General features: G+C 31.5%; 23 protein-coding genes and 2 tRNA genes. 11 read left to right on the top strand and 14 right to left on the bottom strand.

Annotation, left to right across the window (positions count from 1 at the left end):
• Position 1: 1 nt before the first annotated feature.
• From C8P70_RS00125 to C8P70_RS00115, 3 genes are all read right to left on the bottom strand, one after another.
• A complete protein-coding gene (locus C8P70_RS00125; protein ID WP_133711318.1) occupies positions 2-1,207 on the bottom strand; it encodes a DUF1015 domain-containing protein in 1,206 nt (401 codons plus the stop codon).
• 106 nt (positions 1,208-1,313) lie between these two features.
• Positions 1,314-2,201, bottom strand: coding sequence for a 3-hydroxyacyl-CoA dehydrogenase family protein (locus tag C8P70_RS00120; RefSeq protein ID WP_133711317.1), 888 nt, complete (start codon positions 2,199-2,201; stop codon positions 1,314-1,316).
• A gap of 46 nt (positions 2,202-2,247) precedes the next feature.
• Positions 2,248-3,213 carry a Gfo/Idh/MocA family protein gene (locus C8P70_RS00115; RefSeq protein ID WP_133711316.1) on the bottom strand — a complete coding sequence of 322 codons (966 nt, stop codon included), beginning with the start codon at positions 3,211-3,213 and terminating at the stop codon, positions 2,248-2,250.
• A gap of 148 nt (positions 3,214-3,361) precedes the next feature.
• Here C8P70_RS00115 and C8P70_RS00110 point away from each other — a divergent pair, with 148 nt between their 5' ends.
• Positions 3,362-4,003, top strand: a complete 642-nt coding sequence (locus C8P70_RS00110; RefSeq protein WP_133711444.1) for a protein-L-isoaspartate(D-aspartate) O-methyltransferase — start codon at positions 3,362-3,364, stop codon at positions 4,001-4,003.
• A 38-nt stretch (positions 4,004-4,041) separates the two neighbouring features.
• Here C8P70_RS00110 and smpB read toward each other — a convergent pair whose 3' ends face one another.
• From smpB to C8P70_RS00080, 6 genes are all read right to left on the bottom strand, one after another.
• Positions 4,042-4,494 carry an SsrA-binding protein SmpB gene (smpB, locus tag C8P70_RS00105; RefSeq protein WP_133711315.1) on the bottom strand — a complete coding sequence of 151 codons (453 nt, stop codon included), beginning with the start codon at positions 4,492-4,494 and terminating at the stop codon, positions 4,042-4,044.
• Positions 4,495-4,654: 160 nt separating this feature from the next.
• Positions 4,655-5,233, bottom strand: a complete 579-nt coding sequence (locus C8P70_RS00100) for an outer membrane beta-barrel protein (protein ID WP_133711314.1) — start codon at positions 5,231-5,233, stop codon at positions 4,655-4,657.
• Between the two features lie 139 nt (positions 5,234-5,372).
• Positions 5,373-5,453: transfer RNA gene (locus C8P70_RS00095), tRNA-Tyr, on the bottom strand.
• A 41-nt stretch (positions 5,454-5,494) separates the two neighbouring features.
• A tRNA-Tyr gene (locus tag C8P70_RS00090) sits at positions 5,495-5,575 on the bottom strand.
• Between the two features lie 159 nt (positions 5,576-5,734).
• Complete coding sequence (gene kdsA, locus C8P70_RS00085) at positions 5,735-6,553, bottom strand: 3-deoxy-8-phosphooctulonate synthase (protein ID WP_133711313.1); 819 nt, start codon at positions 6,551-6,553, stop codon at positions 5,735-5,737.
• Positions 6,554-6,569: 16 nt separating this feature from the next.
• Complete coding sequence (locus tag C8P70_RS00080) at positions 6,570-7,124, bottom strand: DUF4199 domain-containing protein (RefSeq protein WP_133711312.1); 555 nt, start codon at positions 7,122-7,124, stop codon at positions 6,570-6,572.
• Between the two features lie 169 nt (positions 7,125-7,293).
• Between C8P70_RS00080 and C8P70_RS00075 the strand changes: the two genes are divergently transcribed.
• From C8P70_RS00075 to C8P70_RS00065, 3 genes are read left to right on the top strand one after another with little or no spacing between them, the layout of a single operon-like run.
• A complete protein-coding gene (locus tag C8P70_RS00075) occupies positions 7,294-7,794 on the top strand; it encodes a SixA phosphatase family protein (RefSeq protein ID WP_133711311.1) in 501 nt (166 codons plus the stop codon).
• On the top strand, positions 7,784-9,895 hold the full coding sequence (ppk1, locus tag C8P70_RS00070; protein ID WP_133711310.1) for a polyphosphate kinase 1: 2,112 nt from the start codon (positions 7,784-7,786) through the stop codon (positions 9,893-9,895). The genes C8P70_RS00075 and ppk1 overlap by 11 nt, the downstream gene beginning before the upstream one ends.
• A gap of 10 nt (positions 9,896-9,905) precedes the next feature.
• Positions 9,906-10,823, top strand: a complete 918-nt coding sequence (locus C8P70_RS00065; RefSeq protein ID WP_133711309.1) for a Ppx/GppA phosphatase family protein — start codon at positions 9,906-9,908, stop codon at positions 10,821-10,823.
• A gap of 3 nt (positions 10,824-10,826) precedes the next feature.
• Here C8P70_RS00065 and C8P70_RS00060 read toward each other — a convergent pair whose 3' ends face one another.
• The gene (locus C8P70_RS00060; protein WP_133711308.1) at positions 10,827-11,585 is read right to left on the bottom strand and encodes a TIGR02757 family protein; all 759 of its coding nucleotides are present in this window, start codon (positions 11,583-11,585) and stop codon (positions 10,827-10,829) included.
• A gap of 6 nt (positions 11,586-11,591) precedes the next feature.
• A complete protein-coding gene (locus tag C8P70_RS00055) occupies positions 11,592-12,254 on the bottom strand; it encodes an ABC transporter ATP-binding protein (RefSeq protein ID WP_133711307.1) in 663 nt (220 codons plus the stop codon).
• A 133-nt stretch (positions 12,255-12,387) separates the two neighbouring features.
• Here C8P70_RS00055 and msrA point away from each other — a divergent pair, with 133 nt between their 5' ends.
• The 4 genes from msrA (at position 12,388) to C8P70_RS00035 (ending at position 15,998) form a co-directional block, all read left to right on the top strand.
• Positions 12,388-12,933 carry a peptide-methionine (S)-S-oxide reductase MsrA gene (gene msrA, locus C8P70_RS00050; RefSeq protein ID WP_133711306.1) on the top strand — a complete coding sequence of 182 codons (546 nt, stop codon included), beginning with the start codon at positions 12,388-12,390 and terminating at the stop codon, positions 12,931-12,933.
• 7 nt (positions 12,934-12,940) lie between these two features.
• A complete protein-coding gene (locus tag C8P70_RS00045; protein ID WP_133711305.1) occupies positions 12,941-13,222 on the top strand; it encodes a hypothetical protein in 282 nt (93 codons plus the stop codon).
• Between the two features lie 110 nt (positions 13,223-13,332).
• Positions 13,333-13,743, top strand: a complete 411-nt coding sequence (locus C8P70_RS00040) for a hypothetical protein (RefSeq protein ID WP_133711304.1) — start codon at positions 13,333-13,335, stop codon at positions 13,741-13,743.
• Positions 13,744-13,970: 227 nt separating this feature from the next.
• A complete protein-coding gene (locus C8P70_RS00035; RefSeq protein ID WP_133711303.1) occupies positions 13,971-15,998 on the top strand; it encodes a M4 family metallopeptidase in 2,028 nt (675 codons plus the stop codon).
• A 58-nt stretch (positions 15,999-16,056) separates the two neighbouring features.
• On the opposite strand, the gene C8P70_RS00030 is transcribed toward C8P70_RS00035, so the two are convergent.
• The gene (locus C8P70_RS00030; protein ID WP_133711302.1) at positions 16,057-17,121 is read right to left on the bottom strand and encodes a nucleoid-associated protein; all 1,065 of its coding nucleotides are present in this window, start codon (positions 17,119-17,121) and stop codon (positions 16,057-16,059) included.
• Positions 17,122-17,197: 76 nt separating this feature from the next.
• Complete coding sequence (locus C8P70_RS00025; RefSeq protein ID WP_133711301.1) at positions 17,198-17,752, bottom strand: IS1096 element passenger TnpR family protein; 555 nt, start codon at positions 17,750-17,752, stop codon at positions 17,198-17,200.
• A gap of 556 nt (positions 17,753-18,308) precedes the next feature.
• On the opposite strand from C8P70_RS00025, the gene C8P70_RS00020 reads away from it, so the two are divergent.
• From C8P70_RS00020 to C8P70_RS00010, 3 genes are read left to right on the top strand one after another with little or no spacing between them, the layout of a single operon-like run.
• Positions 18,309-19,475: a 2TM domain-containing protein gene (locus C8P70_RS00020; RefSeq protein ID WP_243832632.1), complete on the top strand. Its 1,167-nt coding sequence runs from the start codon at positions 18,309-18,311 to the stop codon at positions 19,473-19,475.
• On the top strand, positions 19,466-19,822 hold the full coding sequence (locus C8P70_RS00015) for a hypothetical protein (protein WP_133711299.1): 357 nt from the start codon (positions 19,466-19,468) through the stop codon (positions 19,820-19,822). The genes C8P70_RS00020 and C8P70_RS00015 overlap by 10 nt, the downstream gene beginning before the upstream one ends.
• Before the next feature lie 3 nt (positions 19,823-19,825).
• Positions 19,826-20,590, top strand: a complete 765-nt coding sequence (locus tag C8P70_RS00010) for a LytR/AlgR family response regulator transcription factor (protein WP_133711298.1) — start codon at positions 19,826-19,828, stop codon at positions 20,588-20,590.
• A gap of 23 nt (positions 20,591-20,613) precedes the next feature.
• Here C8P70_RS00010 and C8P70_RS00005 read toward each other — a convergent pair whose 3' ends face one another.
• Positions 20,614-20,772, bottom strand: a complete 159-nt coding sequence (locus C8P70_RS00005; RefSeq protein WP_166666152.1) for a hypothetical protein — start codon at positions 20,770-20,772, stop codon at positions 20,614-20,616.
• Positions 20,773-21,143: the final 371 nt, after the last annotated feature.

The raw sequence follows: 21,143 nt of genomic DNA, 5'->3' as shown, positions 1-21,143 counted from the left end.
ATTAAATTTCATAAATAAGTAACCCATTCATAAATTTAGGTTCGATATAAGTACTTTTAGGCGGCATAATCAAATCGTTATCTGCTATTCTTTTTATTTCTTCAATATTAGTAGGGTAGAGCATAAAGCCTACTTCGTACTCGCCATCGTCTACTAATTCTTTTATTGCAACAATAGACTCATTTCCAGGAACATAATCAATGCGGGCATCATTTCTTAAATCATCCAGCCCTAAAATAGGGTTTAAAACTTCATCATACAAGATTTGAGCATCCAATTGCTGTAAAATGTCTCCATTAGATTTAGTTTCTTTTAGGCGCAAAGCGTAAAAATCTCCATCTAAATACATTCCAAACTCCATTTTTTTAGTAGGTTTCCACAATTGTTGCTCTTTGTTTTCAATCAAAAACTTCTCCGCTAATAAATTCAGGAACTCGTCTTTGGTATGATTGTTTAAATCGTGAATGATACGGTTGTATTCATATATTTTGATATTATTTTCTCCTATTAAAAACGACATAACTGAATTGTGGTACTCTAAGTTTTCCTGTTGTAATAATTCTGCCGAAGCACAACGATGATGTCCGTCTGCTATGTAAAACTCGTTAATTTGATCAAACTGTTCTGACAGCCAATCTATATCTTCGGGCTGATCAATTTTCCATATAGTATGGCGTTCCTTTGTAACTGTACTAAAATCATAAAGTGCTTCTTGTTCTTTATAACTTTCTACCCATTTGCTAATTTGTTCCTGGTCGGGATACATCATCAATACCGGTTCGGTGTTGAATCTTCCGTATTGTAAATATTCTTTAAACATACGCACTCTGTAATCCAGAGTATCTTCATGTTTTTTGATAACATTATTTTTGTAATCATCAATAGTGGTTCCGGCAACGATTCCTGTAAACTGCCAAAATTTAGTTTTTATTTGATACAAATACAAAACAGGCTTGTCTTCGGTGATTAAAATACCTTCTTTTTTAAAATCGTTTAGTTTCGCAGCAACCATTTTAAAACGTTTATCGCTGGTTACTTTTTGGGGGTTTACATAAGCTGGATTTAATACGTGTAAAAAAGAAAATGGATTATAGTCAAGTAAATACGCTATTTCTACCGCATTGTAATCTTCATAGGACCTACAGCTAACCAAACTTACTTTGTCTTGAGTTGGACGCAGGCCTTTAAAAGGTATTATTTTTGCCATTCTTAATGGTGTCAGAAATTGTAAAGAAACTATCTAAAAATAATATTTAATTTTCAGATAGTTTCTGTTTTTTTAGAATTTTATTAATCGGAGATAAAAATATTTTTTACAAAAACATTTTTGCTACTTTTTCAGCTTTTTTGCTTTCGCTGTAGTCATAAAATCCCTCACCCGATTTTACACCTAGTTTTCCTGCCATTACCATATTTACCAACAATGGGCACGGAGCATATTTTGGATTTTTAAAACCGTCATACATAACATTAAGAATAGATAAGCAAACATCCAGTCCGATAAAGTCAGCTAATTGCAGAGGTCCCATAGGATGAGCCATACCCAGTTTCATAACAGTATCAATTTCTTCAACTCCCGCAACTCCGTTATACAATGTTTCTATTGCTTCGTTAATCATTGGCATTAGGATTCTGTTAGCTACAAATCCGGGGTAGTCGTTAACTTCTGTAGGTACTTTGTCTAATGCTTTAGAAAGTTCCATAATTTCTGCAGTTACTTTATCTGAGGTATTATATCCTCTGATAATTTCTACCAATTTCATAATTGGAACAGGATTCATAAAGTGCATTCCTATTACGCGTTCAGGATTTTTAACTACAGAAGCGATTTGAGTAATAGAAATAGAAGATGTGTTACTTGCTAAAATAACATTTTCTGAGCAAACTTCACTGAGTTCTTTAAAGATGTTTAATTTAAGGTTGATATTTTCGGTTGCAGCTTCTACCACTAAGTCAGCATTTACAACGCCATCTTTAATATCGGTATAAGTAACAATATTTTCAATGGTTTCTTTTTTATCTGCTTCAGTAATAGTTCCTTTGGCTATCATTCTGTCCAAATTTTTGGTAATGGTATTCATTCCGCGCTCTATAGCAGCTTCTGAAATATCAATTAAAAGAACTTTAAATCCTTTTTGTGCAAAAGTATGAGCAATTCCGTTCCCCATGGTTCCGGCGCCGATAACAGCTATATTTTTCATAAATAAATTTTATATATTATTTAATTATTTAAAAATCAGTTATTTTTTATTTTTTAAACTCTTCTATAATCTGATAGGCTAATTTTAATGCTTTTGTCCCGTCTTCTAAAGTAACTACCGGATCTGTATTATTTACAATAGCATCGTGAAAAGTTTCTAATTCATCCAAAATAGCATTGTTTTGATGTACTTGAGGATTGTCGTAATAAATCTGTTTTTTGACCCCTTCCGCATTTTGAAAAATCAAATCAAAATCTCCTGGAATTTCAGCCGCTTCTTTCATTTTAATAACCTCACAGTTTTTTTCAAGATAGTCAACCGTAATGTAGGCATCGCGTTGAAAAAAACGAGATTTTCGCATATTTTTCATAGAAATTCTGCTAGCTGTTATATTAGCTACACATCCATTTTCAAATTCAATTCGAGCGTTGGCAATATCCGGCGATTCACTTAAGACAGAAACCCCGCTTGCACTAACGTGTTTAACCGGAGATTTAACAACACTTAAAATAACGTCTAAATCGTGAATCATTAAATCCAATACCACCGGTACATCTGTCCCTCTCGGGTTAAATTCTGCTAAACGGTGGGTTTCAATAAACATTGGTGTTCCGATTTTATCTTTTACAGCAATAAAAGCAGGATTAAAACGCTCCACATGTCCGACTTGCCCTTTCACACCGTATTTTTGAGTAAGAACAATAATATCTTCTGCTTCTTTCACTGTGGTAGTAATCGGTTTTTCTAAAAAAACATGCTTTCCGGCTTCTATAGCCTGCTTAGCACATTTAAAATGGGAAAGAGTAGGAGTAACGATATCTATTACATCAACAGCTGCAATTAGCTCTTCTATTGATTCAAATTTTTTATAACCAAATTCTGCTGCTACTTTATTTGCATTTTCTTCTGAAGGATCATAAAATCCAACGAGATTATATTTTGTAGATTGGTTTAGCAGGCGAAGATGGATTTTTCCTAAATGCCCTGCTCCCAATACACCAACTTTAAGCATAAAAAAATATTTTGAACAAAAATATAACTTATTTGCTTAATGCATAATAATTAATCTTTAAATCTTCTCTAATAACATACCTCGTGTGCAGTAAATACTGTTTTTATACTGAAATAATATGTACTTTTGTATAAATTTTTTTACAATCGTGAGAGATTCTTCTAAACATCAAGGTCTTAGAAACCAGTTGGTTGAAATCCTTAATCAGAAAGGAATTACAGATAAAAGAGTATTAAACGCTATTAAGCGTATACCCCGACATTTATTTTTGGATTCTAGTTTTGAGGATTTTGCTTATCAGGACACAGCATTTCCTATTGGAGCAGGACAAACTATATCACAACCTTATACTGTAGCTTTTCAATCCCAATTATTACAGGTCAAAAGTGATGATAAAATTTTAGAGATAGGTACTGGGAGCGGCTATCAAACTGCCGTATTGGTGGCTATGGGGGCAAGAGTGTATAGTATTGAACGCCAATTAGAATTGTATAAAAAAACGTCTGTTTTATTACCTAAATTAGGTATCAGACCTCGATTGCTTACTTTTGGGGACGGATATAAAGGTTTGAGTAATTATGCTCCTTTTGATTCAATTATTGTTACTGCGGGTGCTCCAATTATTCCACAACCTTTAATGGCTCAGCTAAAAATAGGGGGGAGATTGATAATTCCCGTTGGAGAAGATCAACAAACTATGACGGAATTAATCAGAATAAATGAAACCCGATTTGAAAAACATGAACATGGCGATTTCCGCTTTGTGCCAATGCTGGAAAATAAAAATTAAATATTCAAAAAGCCAAAGATTTTTCCTTGGCTTTTTGATTAGTACACTTTTTTTAAGCGATCTATATTAATTTTATTTTCCCGATCTTTAATAGTTTCTCTTTTGTCATAATTTTTCTTACCCTTACAAAGGGCAATATCCAATTTTGCAAGTCCTTTTTCATTAATAAACAAGCGCAGTGGTATAATAGTAAGCCCTTTGTTTTGAACGTCTTTTAATAGTTTTTTTAATTCTTTTTTATTTAAGAGAAGTTTTCTTTCTGTTTTAGCTTTGTGATTAAAATGCTTGCTGTATGCGTATTCTTCAATCTGCATATTAACAGCAAATAATTCGTGTTCTTGAAATTCACAAAAACTCTCGGCTATATTTGCTTTTCCTAAACGGATAGACTTAATTTCTGTTCCTGTAAGAACAATCCCGGCGGTATATCTATCCAAAATCTCATAGTCGAACTTAGCTCGCTTGTTTAATATGTTTATTGTTTTCTGCATAATGCAAAATTAATAAAATTTAAAGGAAGTAAAAGACTATCTACACAATTTGTCAAGGATGATTTAATAGTCCGAATTAAAAAACTATTACACCATATAAATTTAATAAAAAAGAGGTTGGAAGCTTAGCTTCCAACCTCTTTTTTATTATTTAAGATTCTTATAAAAAGAAATATCCTAAGGAAATAAAAAATGTATTAGGTTTTGATTTAAAATCTTTACTGATATTTCCAAAACCACCATCATAAGACACATCTACTGTAAACATTAAAATATCTGCACCAACACCCAAACGATAGCCTATATTTGATTTGTCAAAATTATTAAATGCTCCTTCAAGTTCTCCTTTAGAAAAATTATCATCTACTATATGAGTATAAATACCGCCGGCATAACCACGCAAATGCAACATAGGAAGGTTAATAAATTTATAGCCAACCACCAAAGGAACTTCTATACTTTTCATTTTAGAAGTTTCATCTTCTACTTTAAAGCTCTTTTCAGAAAACATTAAATCAGCTTGAAGATAAGCCTTTTTAAAATCTAAACGAGCCATAGCGCCTATTCCGTATCCAGCCGCACTTTTGGCACTGATATCAGAAGAAGTAGAAATATCAGTAAAGTTTGCTCCGGCTTTAAGTCCTACGTGAATAGGAGACGGAGATTGAGCATAAACAGATGTTATCCCGAAACAAAAAAGGGAAAAACACAATGAATAAAAAAGATTTTTTGCTTTCATAAGAAAATATTTTTTAGCTAAGTTAATAAAAAATGCGAATATACTTTTATTATCTGTACAATTCTATAAAAATCTTACTTTGTATTATAGAAAATATAAATTATATTTTCTTCTATAAAGGAAAGGGTAAAGTTAAAAGTGGGGAGAGCAGGATTCGAACCTGCGAAGGTTTCCCAACGGATTTACAGTCCGTCCTCGTTGGCCGCTTGAGTATCTCCCCCGATAGGGTTTTTATCGAAAAAAATGTTATAAGAACATTTGTGGGGAGAGCAGGATTCGAACCTGCGAAGGTTTCCCAACGGATTTACAGTCCGTCCTCGTTGGCCGCTTGAGTATCTCCCCTCTAAGCTTTTGCTTATCTCTACGCGTTTCTTGTAGAGCGGTGCAAATATAGTGTTGTTTTCTTAAATACCAAGAGCTTTAATCTATTTTTTAAAACTTTTTAATCTTAAAAAACCTTAACTATTTGGTTATAAAAAACTAAACCAAAAATATTTTTTTTTAAAATTGGATGATTGTTTTTCTTATAGCTACTAATTTTTGCATTAATCCTTCAAAATAATCTAAGTGAAGCATATTGGCACCATCGCTTTTAGCATGAGCAGGATCAAAATGAGTTTCTAAAAAGAGTCCGTCTACGCCTACAGCAATACCTGCTTTGGCAATTGTTTCTATTAAATCAGGACGTCCGCCTGTTACACCGCTTGCCTGATTTGGCTGTTGTAAAGAATGCGTTATATCCAATACGGTAGTAGAAAATTGTTTCATTGTAGGAATTCCTCTGTAATCTACAATCATGTCTTGATAGCCAAACATTGTACCTCTGTCTGTTACCATTACATTTTCATTATTGCAATCCAATACTTTTTGAACAGCGTGTTTCATGCTTTCGGGACTCATGAATTGTCCTTTTTTAAGATTTACAACTTTATTGGTTTTTGCTGCTGCAACTACCAAATCCGTTTGCCTTACCAAAAATGCCGGAATCTGTAGAATATCTACATATTCTGCAGCTAAAGCTGCATCAGAAGATTCGTGGATATCTGTAACAATAGGAATATTAAATTCTTTTCCTACTTTTTCTAATATTTTAAGTGCTTTTTCATCACCTATTCCTGTAAAACTGTCAATTCGCGAACGGTTTGCTTTTTTAAATGAGCCTTTAAAGACATAAGGTATCTTTAATTTATCTGTTACTTTTACTATATGTTCTGCAATTCGCATTGCCATTTCTTCTCCCTCAATGGCACAGGGTCCTGCTAACAAAAAAAAGTTATTACTGTCTGTATTTTTTATATTGGGAATATTATTTAGATTCATAAGTATAGTTTTTAATTTATTTCCTATTTTTTTTGACCTTTTTTACTTTAACTACTTCTGCTTTATTTATTTTTTGAGTATTTATCTGTGGTTTATTTTTAGACTGTATAAAGTAAGCCATAATTGCAGAACAAACTATTCCAAAAGATAAGTTGCCTGAAATTCCGTTGCGCAAAAACATATCAAATGAAATGTTTTTCTGCGATTCTTCAATGGTCATTCTTCCGTCTTCAGTGATTGCTTGGGTCAAACTGTCCATAAAATGTGGAGAAATTTGATAAAAAGCAGTGTATTGCACTAAGGGATAAAAAACAGTAATTAATACGCAAGTAGCTATTCCGGTCATAAATGCCTGACGCAAAGTAATGACACCCTTGTAGAATTCGTTTTTCTTTTGTTTTATTTCTAACCAGTAAATTAAAATTAAAACAACATTGAACAAAAGAGCAAATCCCATCTCGTATCGGATTTTTTCATCGTGAAATCCCAACATCTTTTCAATAAATACCCATATTAGAGCTGACAAAGTAGCAATTGCTGCCCATTTAAATTCTATTGAGAAATTCTTCATTGCCTGTATTTAATATTTAAGTTCAAAAGTAAAGTTTTTATTTTAGAGCTTAAAATATATTTTTTTATACGTTTTTTTTTATTAGATTTAAAGTATTGTATCTATTCTTATTATTTCTTTAGAAAGATGACAAGAAATATTTAAGTATTAAACAAAAATAATATTTGCTATGAAAAAACTAATTCTTGTGAGGCATGCTAAATCGAGTTGGGAAGCAATAACTAACGATGTAACTCGTCCTATTTCTCAAAGAGGAGTGTTAGATGCTCATTTGGTATCTGCCGAATTGCAAAAATATCTGCCTAAATCTTTTATTGTGTGGAGCAGTAAGGCAAAAAGAGCAAAGGAAACGGCTACAATTTTTTGCCAAAATATGGACATTAATCTCGATTGTATTCTGATAAAAGACGATTTATATACATTTGAATATAGTAAATTAACAAATGAGATAAAAAAGTGTAAAAATGAATATGACTCTTTAATTCTTTTTGGACATAATGATGCTATAACAAAATTTGTTAATAACTTTGGTAACCAATGTTTCGATAATATTCCTACATCCGGTGTGGTGATTATCAATTTTCCACAGCAAGAGTGGAGTAATATCAGTTCAGGGGTTATTGAACATACAATTTTTCCAAGAGATTTAAAAGTAATTAATGAACACTAATATTGTTGCAACTAAGTTTTCATATTTAGACAGAGAAAAAAGCTGGTTGTCATTTAACGAAAGAGTACTTCAAGAAGCGGCAGATAGTACGGTGCCACTCCTTGAAAGATTGAGATTTATAGGGATCTTTTCTAATAACCTTGATGAGTTCTTTAGAGTAAGATATGCCTCAATCAGACGAATGACTTTGATAGGAGACGGAAACAGACGGCTGGATAGCGGTATAATGGTTAAAAATCTGCTTGTACAGATTACCCAGCGTGTTATCGGGTTACAAAATGAAAGTTTGCGGATTTTAAAGCAAATTGAAAGTCAGCTGGAAAAAGAAAATATTTTCATTGTTAACGAAAGAGAAATAAACGATCAGCAGCAAGCTTTTGTAAAAGACTTTTTTTTACACGAGGTGTCTCCGGATTTAGTTACCATCATATTAAGTGATTTGGCAAAATTTCCATCGTTGAAAGACTCCCATGGCTATTTAGTCGTTAAATTGGTTTTAGACGATGATTTATTGCAACAGCACAATACCAAGCATAAGAAAAAGCTTCAAAATACCCGATATGCTATTATAGAAATTCCAAATATAGTAAATCGATTTGTAGAGCTTCCTTCAACCGATGGAAAAAAATACATTATTATGCTGGATGACATCATCCGTTATAATCTAGATTCTATTTTTGATATTTTTAATTATAAAGCAGAATCTGCCTATATGATTAAAGTAACGCGGGATGCCGAGCTTGATTTTGATACAGATTTGCACAAATCTTTTGTAGAGAAAATTTCGAGCGGAGTACGAGACAGAAGAGAAGGAGAAGTAGTTCGCTTTGTCTATGATCAGGAAATGGATGATTTAATGCTTAAGTTTTTGCTTGAAAATGTTGAAATTGAACTGAATGATAGTATTATTCCCGGAGGAAGATACCACAACCGACGTGATTATATGGGATTCCCAAATATGGGAAGACAGGATTTAGTATATCCCAAACAAACTCCGCTTGCTGTACCTGGACTAAATATTGAAAGCAGCATTATTCAGCAAATACAGAAAAAGGATTATATGGTTTATACACCTTATCAGTCTTTTTCATATTTGGTCAAATTTTTAAGAGAAGCTGCATTAGACCCTCAGGTTTTGTCAATAAAAATAACCCTGTATCGCTTGGCAAAAAACTCACAGATTATAAGTTCTCTGATCAATGCTGTTAAAAACGGTAAGAAAGTTATTGTACAGATTGAGTTACAGGCTCGTTTTGATGAAGCCAGTAACATTTTTTATTCTGAATTGATGCAAGCTGAAGGCGTTCAGTTAATTTTTGGGGTAAGAGGATTAAAAGTTCATAGCAAGATATGTGTTGTGGAGCGTTTAGAAAATAAAAAAGTTAAGCGTTACGGTTTTATTTCTAGCGGAAATTTTAATGAAAGTACTGCTAAAATTTATACAGATGTTACTTTGTTTACTTCTCATTCTCAAATAATGAAGGAAGTAGATAAGTTATTTGAGTTTTTACAGGTTAATTACCGGGTATACAAATACAAACATTTATTGGTTTCTCCGCACTATACCCGAAAAGGATTTTCAAAGCTTATTGAAAATGAAATTTTAAATGCAAAAAAAGGGTTGCCTGCTTATATTCACTTAAAAATGAATAGTCTATCTGATAAAAAGATGATAGATAAATTGTATGAAGCAAGTAATGCAGGAGTTAAAATACAATTAATTGTCAGGGGAATTTGTTCTTTAATTCCACAAGAGCCGGGTATGAGTGAAAATATTGAAGCAATTAGTATCGTAGATCGCTTTTTAGAACATTCACGAGTTTATATTTTTTGTAATAACAATGATCCGAAAGTGTTTATTTCTTCTGCGGATTTTATGACCAGAAATTTGGATGAAAGGGTAGAAGTAACTTGTCCGATTTATGACGAAGATATCAAACAAGAGTTAATAGAAACTTTTGAAATTGGCTGGAAGGGAAATTATAAAACGAGAATTCAGTCTAAAGATTTATCCAATAAATACAGAGAATATAACGGAGAAGACAAGTTTCACTCTCAAAATGAGATGTATAAATATTATCAAAAAAAATTAAAAAATTAAGTATTGGACTATGCTCAAGATAAAAAAATATGCAGCTATCGATATTGGTTCTAACGCCATGAGACTTTTGATAATGAATATTATAGAGGAAAAGGGAAAAGAAACTATTTTCAGCAAAAGTTCTTTAATTCGCGTACCGGTTCGTTTGGGACAGGATTCGTTCACTACAGGCGAAATCAGCAAAGAATCTAAACTTAGAATGATTGATGCTATGAAAGCGTTTTATCTGCTGATGAAAGTAAATAAAGTTGAAAAATTTATGGCATGTGCTACAAGTGCAATGCGAGAAGCGGATAACGGGAAAGCAATAGTTGAAGAAATTTATAAAGAATCGGGCATTAAAATAAGTATTATAGATGGAAAGGATGAAGCCATGATTATTGCTTCGTCCGATTTAAAAGATTTTATTAATAGCCCCAACAACGTAATGTATATAGACGTTGGAGGAGGAAGCACGGAGTTTACAATTTTTTCTCAAGGAAAACAGATCGCTTCTAAATCTTTTAAAAACGGAACGGTAAGATTGATTAATGATATGGTTTCTAAAAACGACTGGCAAGAAATAGAATTGTGGGTAAAAGAACAAACTCACCATTTACAAGATTTAATTGTTATAGGTTCAGGAGGAAATATCAATAAAATTTTTAAAATGTCCGGAAAACCTCAGAATAAACCTCTTGCATATTCTTACTTGCATCAACAGTTAAACAAACTGAGTGATATGTCTTACGAAGAAAGAATAGCTTTATTGGGACTTAATCCAGACCGGGCAGATGTGATTATTCCTGCCTTAAAAATTTATAATAATGCGATGAAATGGTGTGGAGCAAAATCTATTTATGTCCCCAAAATCGGAGTTTCGGACGGAATTGTAAAGGCTATCTACAGCAACAAAATTAAATTAGATTATCAAATTATGAAGTACTAATTTTTAAAATTTTTCAATTGCTCCGAGTCCAAAAAGAGCAAAATCGTACTTAACGGGATCATTTTTATCCATATTTCTCAAAGCTGTATCAAGTTCCAAAAGTGCTTTTGCATCGTTTTGTTTTCGGGTTAAGATTCCTAACTTTCTGGCAACATTTCCCGAGTGCACATCTAAAGGACAAGATAGATTGGCTGGGGTAATTTTATTCCAAATACCAAAATCTACTCCGGCATTATCTTTTCTGACCATCCAACGCAAGTACATATTAATGCGTTTGGCTGCCGAACCCTTTAAAGGATCAGAAATATGTTTCTGAGTCCGAGCTGGATGCTTAATTTCAAAAAAAATCTTTTTAAAATCAGAAATTCCCTGTTGCAGATTTTCAGTATTTTGACTAAAAATATTTTCCAGTCCATTGTGATTGAGATAAATATTTTGGAGGGACTTTATAAAAGTGACAAAATCAAGCCCGTTAAAGGTGCGGTGAACAAAAGTTTCCGCTTTTTCCAATTGATAATCTTTGTGATTAACAACAAAATCATAAGGAGAATTTCCCATTAATTCCATCATCTTATGCGCATTTTGGATAATCATTTTTCGATTGCCCCACGCAATAGTAGCGCTTAGAAAACCAGCAATTTCTATATCTTCTTTTAAGGTATATAAATGAGGAATTTGAATAGGATCATCTGCAATAAAGTCAGAGTTGTTATAAAGGACTACTTTTTCTTCTAAAAAATCTTTTAATTCACTTTTTTGCATTTGTTTTTATTTGGTTATCGATCCATCTACCATTGTTAGTTTTCGATCTGCCATATTGGCTAACTCTTCATTATGTGTAACGATAACAAAAGTTTGCCCGAATTCATCTCGCAGTTTAAAAAATAAATTATGCAGACTTTCAGCTGTATTTGTATCCAGGTTTCCGGAAGGTTCATCAGCAAAAATAATTTTGGGGTTATTTATTAATGCTCTGGCTACTGCTACCCGTTGTTGCTCTCCTCCCGAAAGTTCTGCCGGGTAATGTGTCATACGGTGCGACAACCCTAAGTATTCTAATAATTTTTTAGCTTCAGTTTCACTCTCTTTTTTATCTTGTCCGGCAATAAATGCAGGAATACAAACATTTTCAATAGCAGTGAATTCAGGCAGAAGCTGATGAAATTGAAATATAAATCCCAGATTTCTATTTCTAAAGTCAGATATTTCTTTGTCTTTTAGTTTTAAAACATCTGTATTATTTATTATCAGTTTCGTTTGCGGTCCTATAGTTGGTTTATCAAGGGTGCCTAAAATTTGAAGCAATGTTGTTTTTCCTGCTCCCGAAGCTCCTACAATGGAAACTACTTCTCCTTTTTGTATATGTAAATCAACTCCTTTTAAAACTTCGAGTTTATCATAGAATTTTCGAAGGTCAACTGCTTTAATCATATTCAATCATATTTACAGCAAAGTAACAATGTTTTGTTTATTAATAAAACACAAAATTTAAAAAGTTGTTTTTTGAAAAAATGTATTGAAAATAAAATGTTATTTAATACTTTTAGATATAAATTAAAACAATATGGAAAATACAGTTGAGAAAGTAGCTTATGTCGCAGGAGGCTGTTTTTGGTGTGTGGAGGCTATTTTTGAAAATTTAAAAGGAGTTACAAAAGTATTGCCAGGTTATATGGGAGGAATAACGGAAAATCCAACTTATGAAGAGGTTTGTACGGGAAACACTGGACATGCTGAAGTTATTAAAATTGTTTATGATCCTACTATAATCAATTATAATCAGCTTTTAGAAGTCTTTTTTGCTACACATAACCCTACAACTTTAAACAGGCAAGGTGGAGATATAGGTACGCAATATAGAAGCGAAATCTTTTATACAGACCAAGAGCAGCTCGAAGTAGCAGAAGAATACTTAAATATACTTACGGAAGAAAAAGTTTTTGATGATCCTATTGTGACACGAGTTTCGCCAGTATCCGCATTTTACGCAGCAGAAGATTACCATCAAAGATATTTTGAACGCAATGCAGATAAAAACCCTTATTGCCAGTTGGTTGTACAACCTAAAGTGAGTAAGTTTAAAAATAAATTCAGTTCTAAACTAAAATGATTTTTTCGTGTTATCAGAGCAAAAACTTAAAAAAAGAAAGCTGTTTTTTAGCATTTTATTAGACTTAACCGGTCTTGTTAGTTATCTTATACCCGGAGCTGGGGAATTTTCAGATATTATTTGGGCTCCGGTATCAGCTTATATTTTAGCTAAGATGTATCCGGGGAAAATAGGAAAAATAGGTGCTATCGTTAATTTTATAGAAGAAATATCACCCGGAACAGATATCATACCTACTTTTACTTTAACTTGGATTTACACTTATTGGTTGAATTCTAAAAACGAATAGACTTTTTTTTAAAAAAAACATTTTTTTATTCATAAATATTTATTAAATTTATTGAGTCTAGAAATTATGAATTATTCATATAAAATAACAATTAACTAAATTTAAATATTATGAAAAAGTTTTTGATCGTGTTATTTGCAGCTATTGTTTTGGTAGGCTGTAATCAAAAAAGCAGAGAAATGGGTGATGAACAGGCAGGAAAAACATTAGTAGGTTGGTATTATTACAACCTGATGGAAAATGAAATAAACTCTCTTCCTAAATATCTAGATGAAGATTTTGATAAAAATGTCTCTCAGTCTGATTTTTTTAATCAATTAAAAAGCAGAACGGAGCAATATGGACCAGTCGAAAAAGCAGTATTAAAAGATTGGAAAATGGTAGATACCAATAAAAAACAAAAAATCAAAAAATATGAATTTACTTACGATGTAAAATATGAAAAAGGAAGTTCTGCTGTTGAAAAATTTTATTTAATAAAAAGAGGGGATGATTTAAAAATTGCAAAGGTTGAATTTTAGAACAGAGTAAAAGAGTTTAAATTATAGACTATTCTTAAAAGCCAGAAGATTTTATTTTTCTGGCTTTTTAGATAATATAAATAATAACTGTCAACTATGTATTTTCATAAACATTAAAAAAGACTTAATAAAAAAAGAGATTCTTAACTTTAACTTTTCGTTACATATCTATTTACATATTATTCGTATTTTGCGAGCTCAATCAATGATAACTAAAAAATATAAAAATGAATCAAAAGTACTTTAAAATTATTCCGTTAACTTTACTTTATTCTGTAACTACTTTATTTACAGGGGTAAATGCTGTAGCGAATAATTTTTTTATTACTCACCCTCATAATTTACTAACTGACCCAAATCAATTACCTGAATATATCCCTTTAAATTCTTATGGATCATTCACCTTAAAGTTAAATACCAATCAAAATTATACAGAGCAGGAAATTGTAAATAAATTTAATGAACTCTTTAAAATGTCTTTTGACAATAAGTTTATTAAAATATCAGAAAATGTAGATGCTTTAGGTTTCAAACATTCTACATTTCAGCATTATTTGGGCAATTATCCCGTGGAAGGACAAATGGTAATCGTTCATAGCAAAAATGATAAAGTAGTTTATATAAACGGAACTATTATTAATATTGAGAATAAAAAAAGTACTTATTCATTAAAAACTAACCTGAACAAGAAACCGCTTATTACAAAAGAACGCGCTTTAGAAATTGTAAAAAATGAGTTGGCTTTGAGTAGTATTACTGAAAAAAAACCTGTAGAAACTGTTTTTTATAAAGCTGATGATTCTTCTCCATTTATATTAACTCAAAAAGTTAATATTGATGAAACGGGAGCGACTGTTCAAAAAAAGGATGTGTATGTGGATGTTGAAAGTGGAAAAATAGTAGGTGAAATCTCTAATATACGTCATGCTGGCATAACAGGGACTGGAGAAAGTTTCTATAGAGGCACTCTTCCTATAACCATTACTTTAGATGATGAGGACGGATTGTACTATCTAATAGATGAAGAAAGGAATATAACGACTCTGGATGCTACCAACTCAAATAATATATATCTTGATGACGCAAACGAAATTACCAGTACAACAACAGTTTTTACCGATTCATTAATATCACCCGCAGCAATAGATGTACATTGGGGAATGGAAAAAACATATGATTATTATAAACTTGTACACAATAGGTTGAGTTTTGATAATCAGAATACAGAAGTAGTTAATATTTATAACCCGGCTCCTTGGGAAGGATATCAGGGGTTTCCTTTTCAAGCAGTAGCTATGCCTGGTGGCGATGTAGGATTGATGCTTTTTGGAAAAGGTGGAGAATTTCAGGGAGTTCCTTATATGAACCCAGTTGTTGCATTGGATGTTGCTGGTCATGAATACAGCCATTTGGTTATTGATAATAATGGAAAAGGTGGTCTAAGATATCAGGGGGAATCAGGGGCTTTGAACGAAGCTTTTGCAGACATTTTTGGAACAGCGATAGAATTTTATTCTGTTGATAACCCAAACTGGACTGTAGGAGAAGGCATTATGCTGTATGGAAATTACAGCTATATGAGAAACATGGCAGACCCAAAGGAAAATAATTTAAACGATAAACAACCTGATACTTATAATGGACAATATTGGGCTTCTACTACCAGTACTGCAGATAATGGAGGTGTTCACACAAATAGTGGTGTTTTAAATTATTGGTTCTATCTGGTAAGTGAAGGAGGGGAAGGGATTAATGACAACGGAGACGAGTATATTGTACAAGGTATTGGAATTGAAAAAGCAGAACAAATAGCTTTTAGTACATTAATGAATTTTTTAACAAGAAATGCTCAATACGTTGATGCTTATGAAGGCTCCAAAAATGCAGTAGATCTCTTATACAATGAAGAAGATGAAGATGAGTACCCTGAATATAATGCCGTTGTAGATGCCTGGTATGCGGTTGGTTTTGGAGAAAAAAGACCTAATATGGGAGTGGAAGATTTTGAAGATTTCGAAGAACCATTTAGGATTTTCCCTAATCCGGTAATACGAGGAGAGCTTAATATTGTAACTAATTTTGAAAAAGGCAAAGTAGAATTTTATTCTATGACTGGACAAAAAGTAGGTGAATTTACCTTGAATGAAAAAGGAGAGCACAAAGTTAATTTAGAATATTTACAAAAGGGAACATATATTTTAAAGCTTACAGGAGATAATAAAAAATCTCACACGGAGAAAATTATTGTAAAGTAAATTTGATGGTTAAGAAAAAAAGGGCAATTTTATTAATAAAATTGCCCTTTTTAATTTATTAAGATTTTTGTTCTTTATTGAAATATACTAGGTAATAATACATCTGTTTCTCTTCGTCCCATCCTTTTTCTATAAACTTGTCAGCACTTTCAGGATTAATAAAATCAAGTTTTATCTGAACATTCGTGTCCAAATTAATAATATTCTTTATTTTTTTGCGTGCATCACTTACAGCATTGTTAGCAATAGGAAAAGTAGTGGTATCTTCAATACTATATTTTTCGCCCTTATCAACTTTATAATTTTTAAATTCTGAAATTAAATCAGGATTATCAATTACTTCATTTAAAAAGTTAGTTTCTTCAAATTCATCATTTTTAGCAAAATAATTTACAGAGCGATTCATAAACATTACTTCCTCTTTTTTGTCTTCAGCAGGCAAAACAACTTCTTTAGCAAAGTCCTGACAAAATTTTAAGTATTTTTTTGTCATGAAAGATTCATCTTGAAATAAATCTACCGACAAAAAATGCTCTAGCCAATAACGCGCATCATATTTATTGCTATCAATAGTCAGGATTTTATACCCTTCTTCTTTTTTATAATTAAAAATTAAACAGCCTTTATCCAGCTTGTTTAGATTGATTCCTTGCTGTAAAAGCATTTCTAAATTAGATTCATTTTCCTGAAACTGGAGAAAATCCGTTTTTATTTCGCTCTTAAATACCCCGATTGCATCCACAATATTGTTGTCGATAGAAATATTTGTTAGATACGCTATATAAACTTCTCCGTTTTTAATATGAGGATGATTGGATTGTTCAAATAAATGTTTGGTTATCTTTTTAGAAACTTCATGTACATTTTCTGTATTCGGAGCATTAAAAACAGTATTTGCCAAATTGTACATTTCGTTGAATTCCAAATCTACATCATGGGCAAACTGGTAATACGTTTCTTCTTTTTCTCTAAAAGGCTTAAAAAAATATTCTTTTAACAAAGGTGCTATTTCGTCATCTAGTCGATAAGCTTCTTCGGATAAAAAAATAGCTTCATTTCTACTTTTATTTCCAACTCTGTGAATAGACAGAGTTTCAATGTGTGCATTAAATAAATTAATCATAACAAATATAATTAAGGCTTTATATTGGTATAAAACCTAAAGTGATGAAAATTGTAATTTGTATTTTTTAGATTGATTAGTTCCAATTGTCCTCAAAGCCTTCTTCAAAGCCAAAGTCATCGATATCCTCGTCGAACATATCAAAATCTTCGCTATTATAGTCATCGTCAAATTCTCCGTAAATATCATCGTTTGAAACAGGGGTGCTGCTGAAGTTTTTAGTTGGAACATTATCAGGTAAGATACCATGCGAAAATAATAAATCAGGATAAGTAACGCCTGACTCTCTTTCTTCTATCGCCGCAAGCTCTACAAAAAAAGTCCACATATTAAGAAAGTCATAGACATAAATAATTTTAGTATTCTCTTCGTCCAAAACAGAATTAATAGCTGTATTAGTCATCGTTTTTGACCCTCCCGGTTCATCGCCCATATCAAATAATGATATTTCTTCTTCTAATTGAGTCCACTTATCATCACAAGCATAAAATGATGCTGCTTCCATTCCATCAAATCCGAAAGCGTTGACAATGGCATTGTGCAAATCTTCTAACGTATCACTACTTAAAATAGCAATATCTCTAAAGATATCTTCTTCTGTATCAAGAATTATTCTGAATTTATAAACCATAATTTTTTGTGTGGATTGAAAAAACAAATGTAATACTAATATTACTTTTTGCCAGTAAATAAAATCTTATATTTCAAAATTCCTGCTTACTGCTGATTGCCATATTCTTATAGTATTTCTTGTTTTTACAGTTCATCGTCTGTTTTTGACAGTTGGGTTAATTCCTTTTTTATCTATTTTGCTTTTACATCATCTTTGTATCAACAAAATGCAACGGTTATGAAAATTATTATTCTGCTTATAGTAACTTTGGTACAATCGATAATAGTTATGTGTACTTCGTCTTTTGATATAAATACCACTATATCTGTTAGTCCACAAAAAACGGAGGAATGTAAAGTACAATTATTACAACCTGTAAACAAATCCAATGAAAAACAGAAATCTTAAAATCTTACTGCTTGTTTTTATAGTATTTATACTGTTTAAAAAAGCGCTTAAACTGTCTTTTTTCGATCTTCCTTTATTTTTGGGATACAGCATTGTTTTAACTGTAATACTTATCATCGCAAATAACTTTATAAGTAATAAATTTTTGAGTCAAATTAAAAGTTATATGGCTCAAAAAAAAACCAAAATACATACAGTAACACTTTTAATAACATTGTTTAATTTATTAATATTGTTTATTATAAGCTCTGGATTAAAGTTATTTGATACTCTAATAATAGGAGATGAAACGTATAGTTTTTTTCAAAGCAACGGAGGGTTTGCAGCCATATTTAGCTTTAGCTTATTTTTTAGCTTCCTGATTTACCTTTACTATTATATTTCGCTTTCAACAGTTGCAAAGGATCAGCAAATCGAACGCGAAAGAGTAATTTCAGGGAATGTATCAGCGCAGTTTGAAAGTTTGAAAAATCAACTGGATCCGCATTTTTTATTCAATAGTTTAAATGTTTTAAATGCGCTCATTGATGAAAATCCCCTGAAAGCACAGGAATTTACCAATGCATTATCCAGAACTTACCGTTATATTCTTGATCAGAAAAATAAAGAGCTTGTTCTGTTAGAAGAGGAATTGAAATTTGCTCAAACTTATATTGACTTACTTCAAATGCGTTTTGAAGATAGTCTGACTTATTCTCTTCCAACTGAAATAAAGCAGGAAGGAGCCAAAGTTGTTCCTCTTTCATTGCAATTATTGCTGGAAAATGTCATCAAACACAATAAAGCCACAAATAAAAAACCTATTTACATAAATATTTATGAAAGTTCAGATGGATATCTGATTATAGAAAACAATTTAAATAAGAAAAATACACCCGATAACAGAAAGGGGATAGGCTTGCAGAATATTGCCGGGAGATATGCAATATTAACATCCAAACCAATTAAAATAGAAGAAACTGAAGAAAAATTTATAGTAAAAATTCCAATATTAACTAAAAAAATAGAACACATGAAAATTATTGACGTACCACAAAACGAACAAGAGCTTTTAATTGAAGCAAAGAAAAAAGTAGAAAAAATTAAAAAGTTTTATGCTCATCTAACGAGTTATATCATGGTGAATGCTTTTTTAATTATACTTAACCTGATGACAGCTCCAGAATTTATGTGGAGTTTGATTGTAGTATTTGCTTGGGGAATTGGGTTAGTATCCGATGCCATGAAAACATATAATTACAATTTATTCTTGGGTAAAGATTGGGAAGATCGCAAAATTCGAGAATATATGGATAAAAATAAAAGTGAAAATACTGCAAAACAATGGGACTAAAACAATTAGAGACAGGCGATTTAAATACTCAGACAAAGATATCTTATCGACAATTTATAAGATCTCGTATTGCTAAACTACGAAGTATTTACTGGCAGCTTCTACTATGGCTAATTTGTGTTTTATTTGTAATTGCTGAAAAATATATTGATATTCCAAACTTACAAATGGATGGAGAAAACTACCTTTATGCCATCTTACTGATTTGGTTAACCTGTATTGCTATTAAACTAATTTTGTATTATGCAGAGTACTTGCCGTTTTTAAAACAATGGCAGGACAAATTGGAACGAAAGGAACTTAATCGAATTAAAAATACATACGAATATCAGCTAAATAAAAATTAAAAAATGGATAATTTTAAAATAGTAATTGTAGAAGACGAAAAACCTGCTGCGCGTTTACTTGAAAGAAAGTTGAATACTTTGGGATTTGAGATTCAGCATAAACTGAGCAGTGTAGAAGATGCTTTAGAATGGTTTGAAGCAAACACGAATCCCGATTTAATTTTTTTAGACATTCAATTATCTGACGGATTGTCCTTTGAAATTTTTGAACAACTCAATATTAAAAGCGCAATTATTTTTACAACTGCTTATGATGAATATGCTTTAAGAGCATTTAAGCTCAACAGTATTGACTATTTGTTAAAACCTATCCAGGATGCTGAATTAAAACAGGCAATTGAGAAATTTAGAGAGCAGCGTTCCACTTTTTTTGATTTTTCAGAACAGTTATCTTTATTTAAAGCCTTTATGAAAGGCGAGCAAAAAGAGTATAAAGAACGATTTGCAGTAAAGGTAGGGACGCAAATAAAAATATGTTCGACAACAGAAATAGTTTGTTTTTATAGTGAAAATAAAGCTACTTATTTAAAGACAAAAGACGACAGAAATTATATTTTGGATTATACGCTGGAAGAGTTGGATAATATACTTGAACCAAAATTATTTTATAGAATTAATCGAAAGTATATTATCTCTATCAAACACATTAAAGACATTGTAGCATATTCAAATTCAAGACTTAGAATTAATCTGATTTCGAGTGATTTGGATGACGTAATTGTAAGTCGGGAAAAAGTAAACGAATTTAAAAACTGGATTGAACACTAATTTAAATACTACTTTCTATGCTCTCAATAATCAGAATTAAAAAGCTTACTAGGCTGAATATATGCTATTTTTCTATCGACATCAAAAATCCAATTAAACCGCTTTAGCAAATCTGCACCAAATAAGCTGTATTTTTGATTTTTAATATCCCCTGTAAAAAAACCTGCAAGTACATTTTCCATCTGCAGATTGCCAATTTTCATTTGAGGTAACACACCTTGTTTAATAATAATTTCTTGCCCGTATGAATTTTTTAATATTTTTTTTTCTATTATTTTAAGTTTACCAGGAAGTAGATTAGTATCAGAAAACTGATTATCATATAACAATCCTCCTGAGTATCCTGATTGCAGATAAAAAGAATGGATATAACTTTTATTATTTATAATATTACCCGTGGTGCATTTGTATAAGTATTGAATAAAAGTTGTGCAATTTACTAAAAAACAGTAAATTGCAGTTACCACACAAACAATTCAATGCACAACTTTACAGCAAATTACGATAAAATTTTAGATGTATTAAAGAAATTAGGTCTTGAAAGTGAGAATTT

The sequence above is a fragment of the Myroides indicus genome, assembly GCF_004364575.1.
GTDB lineage: Bacteria > Bacteroidota > Bacteroidia > Flavobacteriales > Flavobacteriaceae > Flavobacterium > Flavobacterium indicum_A.
The sequence above is the reverse complement of the archived record's forward strand: the minus strand, read 5'-3'. Positions and strand labels throughout refer to the sequence as shown.

Bases quoted from the DNA above. Each gene is read 5' to 3' on its own strand.
- C8P70_RS00125 (WP_133711318.1), bottom strand. From the start codon at position 1,207: ATGGCAAAAATAATACCTTTTAAAGGCCTGCGTCCAACTCAAGACAAA.
- C8P70_RS00120 (WP_133711317.1), bottom strand. From the start codon at position 2,201: ATGAAAAATATAGCTGTTATCGGCGCCGGAACCATGGGGAACGGAATT.
- C8P70_RS00115 (WP_133711316.1), bottom strand. From the start codon at position 3,213: ATGCTTAAAGTTGGTGTATTGGGAGCAGGGCATTTAGGAAAAATCCAT.
- smpB (WP_133711315.1), bottom strand. From the start codon at position 4,494: ATGCAGAAAACAATAAACATATTAAACAAGCGAGCTAAGTTCGACTAT.
- C8P70_RS00100 (WP_133711314.1), bottom strand. From the start codon at position 5,233: ATGAAAGCAAAAAATCTTTTTTATTCATTGTGTTTTTCCCTTTTTTGT.
- kdsA (WP_133711313.1), bottom strand. From the start codon at position 6,553: ATGAATCTAAATAATATTCCCAATATAAAAAATACAGACAGTAATAAC.
- C8P70_RS00080 (WP_133711312.1), bottom strand. From the start codon at position 7,124: ATGAAGAATTTCTCAATAGAATTTAAATGGGCAGCAATTGCTACTTTG.
- C8P70_RS00075 (WP_133711311.1), top strand. From the start codon at position 7,294: ATGAAAAAACTAATTCTTGTGAGGCATGCTAAATCGAGTTGGGAAGCA.
- ppk1 (WP_133711310.1), top strand. From the start codon at position 7,784: ATGAACACTAATATTGTTGCAACTAAGTTTTCATATTTAGACAGAGAA.
- C8P70_RS00065 (WP_133711309.1), top strand. From the start codon at position 9,906: ATGCTCAAGATAAAAAAATATGCAGCTATCGATATTGGTTCTAACGCC.
- C8P70_RS00060 (WP_133711308.1), bottom strand. From the start codon at position 11,585: ATGCAAAAAAGTGAATTAAAAGATTTTTTAGAAGAAAAAGTAGTCCTT.
- C8P70_RS00055 (WP_133711307.1), bottom strand. From the start codon at position 12,254: ATGATTAAAGCAGTTGACCTTCGAAAATTCTATGATAAACTCGAAGTT.
- msrA (WP_133711306.1), top strand. From the start codon at position 12,388: ATGGAAAATACAGTTGAGAAAGTAGCTTATGTCGCAGGAGGCTGTTTT.
- C8P70_RS00040 (WP_133711304.1), top strand. From the start codon at position 13,333: ATGAAAAAGTTTTTGATCGTGTTATTTGCAGCTATTGTTTTGGTAGGC.
- C8P70_RS00035 (WP_133711303.1), top strand. From the start codon at position 13,971: ATGAATCAAAAGTACTTTAAAATTATTCCGTTAACTTTACTTTATTCT.
- C8P70_RS00030 (WP_133711302.1), bottom strand. From the start codon at position 17,121: ATGATTAATTTATTTAATGCACACATTGAAACTCTGTCTATTCACAGA.
- C8P70_RS00025 (WP_133711301.1), bottom strand. From the start codon at position 17,752: ATGGTTTATAAATTCAGAATAATTCTTGATACAGAAGAAGATATCTTT.
- C8P70_RS00020 (WP_243832632.1), top strand. From the start codon at position 18,309: ATGGCTCAAAAAAAAACCAAAATACATACAGTAACACTTTTAATAACA.
- C8P70_RS00015 (WP_133711299.1), top strand. From the start codon at position 19,466: ATGGGACTAAAACAATTAGAGACAGGCGATTTAAATACTCAGACAAAG.
- C8P70_RS00010 (WP_133711298.1), top strand. From the start codon at position 19,826: ATGGATAATTTTAAAATAGTAATTGTAGAAGACGAAAAACCTGCTGCG.
- C8P70_RS00005 (WP_166666152.1), bottom strand. From the start codon at position 20,772: ATGGAAAATGTACTTGCAGGTTTTTTTACAGGGGATATTAAAAATCAA.